The 10,000-nt window shown below is 32.6% G+C and carries 6 protein-coding genes; 1 reads left to right on the forward strand and 5 read right to left on the reverse strand.

Going from position 1 to position 10,000, the window contains the following annotated elements:
* The 5 genes from trpD to LDL23_RS05185 form a co-directional block, all read right to left on the reverse strand.
* The coding region (gene trpD, locus LDL23_RS05165) for an anthranilate phosphoribosyltransferase (RefSeq protein ID WP_291264754.1) at positions 1-597 on the reverse strand (597 nt) is incomplete at its 3' end.
* 95 nt (positions 598-692) lie between these two features.
* Positions 693-1,259 carry an aminodeoxychorismate/anthranilate synthase component II gene (locus LDL23_RS05170; protein ID WP_291264759.1) on the reverse strand — a complete coding sequence of 189 codons (567 nt, stop codon included), beginning with the start codon at positions 1,257-1,259 and terminating at the stop codon, positions 693-695.
* Positions 1,260-1,268: 9 nt separating this feature from the next.
* A complete protein-coding gene (locus LDL23_RS05175; RefSeq protein WP_291264755.1) occupies positions 1,269-2,669 on the reverse strand; it encodes an anthranilate synthase component I family protein in 1,401 nt (466 codons plus the stop codon).
* Positions 2,670-2,875: 206 nt separating this feature from the next.
* The gene (locus tag LDL23_RS05180; protein WP_291264756.1) at positions 2,876-5,278 is read right to left on the reverse strand and encodes a thiamine pyrophosphate-dependent enzyme; all 2,403 of its coding nucleotides are present in this window, start codon (positions 5,276-5,278) and stop codon (positions 2,876-2,878) included.
* Between the two features lie 183 nt (positions 5,279-5,461).
* On the reverse strand, positions 5,462-8,212 hold the full coding sequence (locus tag LDL23_RS05185) for an aminopeptidase (protein ID WP_291264757.1): 2,751 nt from the start codon (positions 8,210-8,212) through the stop codon (positions 5,462-5,464).
* A gap of 244 nt (positions 8,213-8,456) precedes the next feature.
* On the opposite strand from LDL23_RS05185, the gene LDL23_RS05190 reads away from it, so the two are divergent.
* Positions 8,457-10,000: endonuclease (locus tag LDL23_RS05190; protein ID WP_291264758.1), on the forward strand; the 1,544-nt coding region annotated here is incomplete at its 3' end.

Genomic DNA, 10,000 nt, shown 5'->3' on the forward strand with positions numbered 1-10,000 from the left:
AGCTAATTCCAAACTAAAAACTCCTACCATTTGGTTTTTGGGAAACGATGGATTTACCATAGGTCCCAACATATTAAAAAACGTTTTCACACCTAATTCTTTTCGAATCGGACCCACATTTTTCATAGCAGGGTGGAAGAGTGGCGCATGTAAAATGGCAATGTTCGTTTCTTCAATAGATTTGGTTAAGAAGTCAGAATCTTTCGTAAATTTTACTCCCATTTTTTCCATTACATTACTCGATCCTGAAATGGAGGAAACGCCATAATTTCCGTGTTTTGCGACTTTAATTCCAGCACCAGCGACTATGAAAGAAGCTAAAGTAGAAATATTGAAAGTGTCTTTACCATCGCCACCGGTTCCACATAAATCGATGGTATTGTAAGCGGAAAAATCAACCGGAATACACAATTCTAACAAAGCTTCTCGGAAACCCGCTAATTCTTCAATAGTAATGCTTCGCATCATATAAACTGTCATAAAAGCAGCAATTTGACTTGGATTATAACTTCCAGAAGAAATATTGACCAAAACTTCTTTGGCTTCTTCTTTGGTTAGGATTTCATGTTGAATTAATCGATTTAATATATTTTTCATGTGTTTCGAATTTTTAAAATTGGATATAAGTTGGGCTGTACGTCACTTATTTTGTGTTAGTGAAGCAAGAAATTAAGCGTGTATTTTGTTGCTAATTAATGGCTAAGCCAATTTTCTAGGATTTTTTTTCCGTAAGGAGTTAAAACACTTTCTGGATGATATTGCACTCCTCGAATATCAAAATGCGCATGTTTCATCGACATAATTTGACCGTTTTCATCTTTTGAAGTTACGATTAAATCAGAAGGAAGGTTTTCGTTGGAAACGACCCAAGAATGGTAGCGTCCTACTTCGAATTCATTTGGTAAATCGTTGAAAATAAAGTCGTCTTCGGTTTTGGTAACTTTAGTAGCCACACCGTGATACACTTTTTCTAAGTTGGTTAATTCTCCTGCAAAAACTTCTCCAATAGCTTGTAAACCTAGACAAACTCCGAAGATACTCTTAGTAGTAGCATATTTTTTGATAACCTCTTTCAATAAACCCGCTTCGTCTGGAATTCCTGGTCCTGGTGAAAGTAGAATTTTATCGAATTTTTCTAGCTCATTCAATTCAAATTCATCGTTTCTAAAAACGGTTACATTCGCATTCAAATCCTCTAAATAGTGGACCAAATTGTAGGTAAAACTATCGTAATTGTCTATAACTGCTATTTTCATGATGTCTTTTGTCTAAATGTTTTCTGCTAAATCTAAAGCTTTTTGTAAAGCACCTAACTTGTTGTATACTTCTTGCATTTCGTTTTCTTCTGATGAACTTTCTACAATTCCAGCTCCAGCTTGAAAATGTAGCGTATGATTTTTACTCAAAAAGGAACGAATCATAATCGCGTGATTGAAATTGCCTTCAAAATCTAACACTCCGATGGCACCACCGTAGAAACTTCGGTTCGTTTTTTCGATGTTTTCAATCAATTGCATGGCTTTTACTTTTGGTGCTCCAGTTAAAGTTCCTGCAGGGAAAGTCTTCGCAACTAATTCCATAAAAGTATGATTTTCTTTTAATTTTCCAGATACTTTTGAAACCAAATGAATCACGTGAGAGAAAAACTGCACTTCTTTGTATTTTTCTACTTTCACATCATGGCAACTTCGACTTAAATCGTTTCTTGCTAAATCTACAAGCATTACGTGTTCGCTGTTTTCTTTGGTGTCTTGCCCTAATTTTTTAGCTAATTCGGCATCTTGTTCGTCGTTTCCGGTGCGTTTGAATGTACCCGCGATAGGATGAATTTCAGCAAAATTATTTTTAATTACCAATTGCGCTTCTGGTGATGAACCGAATATTTTGAAATTTCCATAATCAAAATAGAACAAATAAGGAGAAGGATTGATACTTCTTAAAGCACGATATACATTTAACTCATCACCTTTAAAATCTTGTGAAAATCTTCTAGATAAGACCAATTGAAATACATCGCCACGTAAACAATGTTTTTTGGCTAACGAAACGTAGTTTTTGAATTCGTCATCAGTTAAGTTAGAAGTTCCGTTTCCTGATTTTTGAAACGAAAAAGAGGCAAAGTTTTTGGCTTGTAATAATTGTTCAATTTCGGCGATATTGTTGCTTCCGTCAAAGCTATGACAGAATAAATAGGCTTCGTTTTTGAAATGATTAATAGCGATGATATTCTTATAAACAGCGTAATAAATTTCAGGAATTTCGTTTTCTGACGATTTCTTCTCAATCGAAACTTTCTCAAAATACTGAATGGCATCGTAAGCTAAATAACCGAATAATCCTTGTGTTATAAATTTAAAATCTGATTTTTCGGTTTCAAATTGATTAGAGAAATTTTCGATTTCTTTCGCTACGTTTACATCAGCATCAATCGGAATAATTTCTGAAAAATCATCCGGGAAATTCGTTTCAATTTTTTGATTTTCTACTTTGATGGAAGCAATCGGATTGAAACAGATGTATGAAAAACTGTTGTCATTCGCATGATAATCCGAACTTTCTAACAGAATACTATTCGGAAATTTATCGCGAATTTTCAAGTAAACACTTACCGGTGTAATGGTATCGGCAAGAATTTGTTTGTAATTAGTATGTAACTTGTATTTTTTCATATTTGTTTAATTTTTGGCAATAAAAAAAGGCTTGTCGTGATTGACAAGCCTTTTCTATGTATTTGGTTTTAAATTATACTATAGCAGGTTTCGCTCACGACGTTTGACGTAAGTTAGACCACCACCAAGTATTGTTTAAAATTGAAATCATGTTCTTAATTGTATGTTGCAAATGTTTCTAAATATTTTTTGAATAAACAAATTATTTAATACAAATTTGGATATTTTGTTGGATTTACCTCATTCATTATCGCATAAACTTTCTCAAAAATGTCTTCTACAGAAGGTTTTGAGAAGTAATCTCCATCCGTTCCATAAGCTGGTCGGTGTGCCTTTGATGTTAGGGTTTGAGGTGCGCTATCTAAATGTTTATAGGCATTTTGGTTTTCTACAATTTCTTGTAAAATATAAGCACTTGCTCCACCAGGAACGTCTTCATCAATTACTAATAAACGATTTGTTTTTGCAATTGATTTTACAATGTCATGATTAATATCGAATGGTAATAACGATTGAATATCGATAATTTCAGCGCTAATTCCAACCGATTCTAACTCATTTGCCGCTTGTTCTACCAAACGTAATGTTGAACCGTAAGAAACTAATGTGATATCAGTTCCTTGTTTGATCGTTTCAACTACTCCTATTGGTGTTTTGAATTCACCTAAGTTGGTTGGCATTTTTTCTTTCAAACGGTAACCGTTCAAACATTCAATCACTAATGCAGGTTCGTCAGTTTCTAATAATGTGTTATAAAAACCAGCGGCTTTAGTCATGTTTCTTGGAACTAAAACGTGAATTCCTCGAATCGCATTGATAATCATTCCCATTGGAGAACCTGAATGCCAAACGCCTTCTAAACGATGACCACGAGTTCTTATGATTAACGGTGCTTTTTGGCGACCCGCTGTTCTGTATTGTAATGTCGCTAAATCATCACTCATGATTTGAATAGCGTACAACAAATAATCTAAATATTGAATTTCAGCAATCGGACGTAATCCTCTCATTGCCATTCCAATTCCTTGACCTAAAATTGTAGCTTCACGAATTCCGACATCGGCAACACGTAATTCTCCGTATTTTTCTTGCATGCCTTCCAAACCTTGGTTTACGTCACCAATGTTTCCAGAATCTTCACCAAAAATCAACGTTTCTGGATATTTTGAGAAGATAGCATCAAAGTTATCTCTTAAAACCAAACGTGCATCCACATCTTCCGCAGTTGCATCGTATGTTGGAGCTACTTCCTTTGTTTTTAAAACCGTTTTATCCGATTGTGAAAATAAGTGCGAACTGAATTTTGGTTGGATTTTCACCATATAATTTTCAATCCAAGTCGCTAAAGTCGCACGCGTATTTTCTTTTATAATCATGCGCAACACTTTACGAGCTGCTACTAAAATATCTTTACGAATTGGTTCTTTTATAGAAGCAACATCGTTAGCGATTTTCTCGATAAATACTTTGTTTTCACTTTGTGAAGCGATGGTATTTAGTAAACCAACTAATTCTTGTTGTTCTGCTTTTGTTGGCGCTGTAAAGTTGGTCCAAGCTGTTTTTTTACCTTCTAAAACGTCTTTTTTAGCTTGATTGTCAATTTCTTCTAATTCTTCTAAAGTAGCGATATTGTTTTCGATTAACCAAGTTTTCATTTTAGCTAAACAGTCAAATTCTGCTTCCCAAGCTAAACGTTCTGCATTTTTGTAACGCTCATGACTTCCAGAAGTAGAGTGACCTTGAGGTTGTGTTAATTCGCTTACGTGAACTAAAACAGGAACGTGTTCTTCACGCGCAATTTGCGATGCTTTTTGGTAGGTTTCAACTAAAGCTGGGTAATCCCAACCTTTAACACGTAAGATTTCGTAACCGTTGTTTTCTTCATCACGTTGGAAACCTTTTAAGATTTCAGAGATATTTTCTTTTGTGGTTTGATGACGTGCGTGCACTGAAATTCCGTATTCGTCATCCCAAACGCTCATTACCATTGGCAATTGTAAAACACCAGCAGCATTAATCGTTTCGAAGAATAAACCTTCTGAAGTGGAAGCATTTCCGATAGTTCCCCAAGCTACTTCATTTCCGTTTTCGGAGAAGTTGGTTTGGTTGATACCCGAAACATTTCTGTATATTTTTGAAGCTTGAGCCAATCCTAACAAACGCGGCATTTGCCCAGCAGTAGGAGAGATGTCAGAACTCGAATTTTTTTGTTGGGTTAAGTTTTTCCAATTTCCGTTTTCGTCTAATGAATGCGTTGCGAAGTGACCGCCCATTTGACGTCCAGCACTCATTGGATCAAAATTAATATCGGTATGGCCGTATAATCCAGCGAAGAATTGCTCGATATTCATAGCGCCAATTGCCATCATAAACGTTTGGTCACGATAATATCCTGAACGGAAATCTCCGTTTTGAAACGCTTTTGCTAAAGCTAATTGAGGTACTTCTTTACCATCGCCAAAAATTCCGAATTTGGCTTTACCTGTAAGTACTTCTTTTCTTCCAAGAAGACTACATTCTCTACTGATTCGGGCGATTTTATAATCGTTAATGACTTCTTTTTTGAAATCTTCAAAAGAAACTACTTCCGATGTTGTTGCTGTTTTCATAAGCCGTTTGTACGAAATTGATAATTCAACAAATTTAATTAAAACGACTTATAAAACAATACAGGGAGTGATATTTTTTTAATTATTATTAAATTATCAATGATTTTGATTTGAAAAACGCAATGAATTCATTGAAAAATGATTTTTAATTATTGAATTATCAAATAAATAGGCAAAAATCTATTAAAACCATTTTCTGGTAAATAGTGAAATTAATGTTTTAGGACTTAGAGTGACAACAAAACGAATTTGTTGTCCATAGTTAACATCATCCAAAGCAAATCCGTTAGAGGAATAAACGGGTAAGAATAGTTCAAAATAATCGGGAACCAAGTTTAAATGTAAGCCTGAATCGTAGACAAATTTTGCATTATCGTATTTGTTTTTTAACATTCCGGCATCGCCATATACTTGAATCCAATTCCAAATATTGAAAGTTCCGTTTATGGTAGTCATCCATTGGTTGGCAAATCTTGTATCTAATTTAGATTTGAATCCACCTTCTGCATAAACGTACTGTTGGCTATAAATTCCAGTTGTTTCGCTTCGTCCTAATAAATTATAATCGAACATATAATCGTTTGGTCTGTCTAACCCAAAACTAAAAAAATCGGTATTTACGCTCCTGTACATAAAAGCTCCAGCGAAAAAACGAAAACTAATTTGTCTATTGTTTTCGAATAATTTTCGGTAATGGATTTCTGTGGATATTTTACCAAATGAATTGGCAATTTGTAAATCATTTAATAAAGAAAAATGCTTTGTACCTTCCGATTGATAATTTCCGTACTTCGCATTGAAAATATTATAGTTTTCTGTATTAGTATCGGTTACAAATGGCGATTTATCTCTGTTAACGTAAATTTGTCGTAGTTGTATGAATTCATTTTTATTTACCCTAAGATTTTCATCTCTAAATTTAAATTGAACAACAGGTACAAAATTAGTATAAAAAGCATCTTTTGTGTAATGGAAACGGCTACCTGATATCATGTATCGGATGTTATATAACTTGCCTTTTTCGCGAATATTATCATCAACAAAGGCAGAAAATTTACCTACGATTGATCCCGTATTGCTAGAATACATTGGAGTCATATTGAAAGTAAATGGTTTGTTTAACATGGATTTGTTGTTAATTCGCATTCCCAAAGCAATACCATCATAAATATTAAATTCTACTTCTGGAACATAAAAGATTTGATTGTAATAAGGTTCTTCCAAATCTTTGAAAAATATGAATTTTATAGGACGATTATTAAAGAAGAAACCTTTTAAAGATTTCCAGTTATTTCTTAGGTTGTATTCTGGAACTTCGTTGTTATAATTTAATGTGATTTTATCAGCGTCTAATCTTGGAATTACAATCGTAGAATCAGTTTTAATTTCTGTCAACCACATTTTATTAATTATTTCATTATTTTTTAATTGATATAATGAAATGGGAACATTAGTATTCGTTTTATTGATGATATTCACCGAAATAGAATCTTTGGTTTTGGTGACTTTACCAAATTTATAATCGATTAAATCGCGTGTTTCAATTACCGTTCTAAAGAACCAATTGATGTCTTTTGGACTGTTTTTTACAAGAACGGTTTCAAACTGACGAGAATTTGTTCCAAAAAACTGATTTTCTTGAATGTATTCTTGAATGCTTTTATGAACAATTTCGTTTCCTAAATAGCTATCTAAATATTTTAAACTTAAGCCAGCTCTGTATTTATTAGCTATTTGTTCGTTGAATTTTATCAAGCGATTTTTTGGCTCATTAAGAGGTTGGTCTAAATTTTTACGAGCCATTAACATATACAAATAGCTGTATTGTTGATTGAAATCAAGATTGATAAAATGATACGGTTTTAAAATTTTTAGATGAGCAACATTTCCTGTCATTTTTAGTTCTGGGAAATACTCATCAGCATATTGCATCATTATGTAAACTTGAATTCCATCAGTAATCCAATAATCACGTCTTTGATTTAGATTTAGATTTTCTTTTAAATAATTGTTTAAATAAGTTTTTAAAAATTTCAATTCAAACATTAATTCATTAGAAAATGGACTCAAAAAGCTAGGCAATTGGTTTAAACCATAAAACGGCTGACGCGTGTAGTCTTCCTGAGTAATTAGGATTTTTGAAGTTAGTGGCAATCCTAGTTTTGAAGCTGTAAATCGACTTACTCTATCAAAAATTATCGCTTTGTCAATTTCTTTTACTCTAGAATCTTCAATTCCACAACTTACTTCAATAATTTCATTTTTGTAACTTTGATAGGTACTTTTAGGTTCTATTGTAATGACAACTTCATTTTTGTTTTTAGAATTTAGGAGGACTTTTTTAGTATCAATAAGTTCAATAAAATTGATTTCTTGTAGGTTACTAGATAAAGCATAGTCTTTTGGAAGTTCAAATTCAATTTCAAAATCAGAAAAAGCATTTGGAATATCATCTAAATTTTCATTGCTGTATTGTATAAATTGTTTATGTTCAAATCGAGCTGGATTTAAATACCAGTTTTTTAATACGATTCGTCCATCATTATAGTACCCGTATTTGGTAAATTTTGAGTCTGGAATTTTAACAGTGTAAACCAATGTAAAGGTTTGTTTTGAACAAGGTAAAATGGGTTGATTGAGTTTTAATTTTACTAAATCAACTTTGGTATTAGGTCGATTCCAATTAACGGTTTGAAAACCGTTATCTACTATAGTTTTAATTTCTGTGAAACCTCTTTCTTTTTCAGTTGCTAAATGAAATGCTCTCACATATTCATCGGAATATTTTTTTGCTAATGCAGAAGATTTTGAGGAGAAGGCATTATTCCAATCGTTAAGAATAATATGGTCTAAAGTATCGTTACTAGTATTGTTAAAAGTTAAAATCTGTTTAATCAATAGCGTTTTATCTTCTGTATTAACTCTTACAGTCATTCTAGAAGAATGTTGAGAGATAACAAGAATTGGAAATAAGAAAATGATTATTTTAATTATAAATTTCAAAATCGATTAATTAGTTTTTAATTAGATGACAAATAGATCAAAAAGTTGCTTAACGACTGCAAAATATAAAAATACTCGTACAATAGCCTTAAAAAACGCTTAAAATTAATAAGTATTGTTAAAAAATGATAGTGCTTTCATTTTTATATTCGTATTTTTGATAAAAATAGTTTTTATGCCCCTAAAATTACTTACCCTATTATTCCTTATGTTAGGAATGTTTAACTACTCTCAAGTTGTTATTAACGAGGTAGATGCAGATAATCCAGGAAGTGATGTTAAAGAATTTATTGAATTAAAATCTGCTACACCAAATTTTCCTTTGGATGGTTATGTACTTGTTTTTTTTAATGAATCAAATTCCTCAAGCTATTACACCTATGATTTAGATGGTTTTGTAACAGACATAAATGGAATTATTCATTTTGGAAATGTTATGGTAGAGCCTTCTCCAGCAGGTAATATTCCGAATAGTAAAATTCAAAACGGACCAGATGTAGTAGCACTATATCTTGGAAACGGTTCTGATTTTCCATATACAACTACTACAGGAACTTTGGCAACTCTAACAAATTTAATTGATGCGGTTGCTTATTCCAATAGCAATACTGTAGTGGCAACAAATTTAATGTCGATTTTAAATTTATCAGTAAGTTCTGCTGATATTGAAACATCAACTTCGGTTTCAAAATCAATTCAAAGAAAAAATGATGGAACTTATGAAGTAAAACCACCAACTCCCGGTGTTAACAATGATGGAAGTGGAATAGTATTAAATTATGTAACGGTTTCAACTTCTCAAGTGAGTTATAATGAAGGTGATGTTTTTAATATTATTTTTACGACAAGCCAACCTGTTACAACTGCTAATCTAGATATAAACTTCACACTTAACAATGGAAATTTTAATAGTAGTGATTATTCGGGAACTTTATCAGTTACAATTCCAATAGGTCAAAGTTCAACACAAACAAGTATCACTTTAACAGACGATAGTTTTGATGAGGGAGATGAAGAAATGTTGATTAATGTTCAGCCTTTAGCTTTAGGATATGTTTCAAATAATAATAATATCATAGTAAGAATTTACGATAACGATTTTATAGTTCAATCTTATGGAACTCCTTTAACCCCAACTTATGGACTAGTAACACCAACTATTCCTGCTGGGTATTACGATTCTTTAGAAGGTCTATCTGGTAATGCATTAAAGCAAGCGCTACAAGATATAATTGCAAATCCAGCGGTTGTTCGAGCACATAGTTATGGTGATATTTGGGAAATACTCAAAAGTGCTGATATAAATCCTGAAAACAGTAATCAAGTTTGGATGTATTATGTTGAGTCACCAAAACCAAAATTAGATCAGCAAGTTGGAAGTAGTGGTGTAGGAAAATGGGTAAGAGAACATGTTTTTGCGCAAGCAAGAGGAGGTTTTTCTGGAGGAACATCCTCTACTGCAGATGGAATCAATATTTGGTTACCAACAAATGCAAATGATATTTTATCTGCTCATTCAGATGCACATCACTTACACGCTGAAGATGGACAAGAAAATATTATTAAGAGTAATAAAGATTTTGGTTTAGGAGATTATAATGGACCATCGGGAACACAAGGAAAATGGAAAGGAGATGTAGCTAGATCATTGTTTTATATGGCTGTTAGATATAACGCATTAAGTTTAGTTAATGGTAATCCATCAGATATTTCAGGGAA

This window comes from Flavobacterium sp., assembly GCF_020217025.1.
Lineage (GTDB): Bacteria > Bacteroidota > Bacteroidia > Flavobacteriales > Flavobacteriaceae > Flavobacterium.

What these genes read in the sequence shown, in the direction of transcription:
- LDL23_RS05175 (WP_291264755.1), bottom strand. Translation starts at nt 2,669, where the DNA reads ATGAAAAAATACAAGTTACATACTAATTACAAACAAATTCTTGCCGAT.
- LDL23_RS05180 (WP_291264756.1), bottom strand. Translation starts at nt 5,278, where the DNA reads ATGAAAACAGCAACAACATCGGAAGTAGTTTCTTTTGAAGATTTCAAA.
- LDL23_RS05185 (WP_291264757.1), bottom strand. Translation starts at nt 8,212, where the DNA reads ATGACTGTAAGAGTTAATACAGAAGATAAAACGCTATTGATTAAACAG.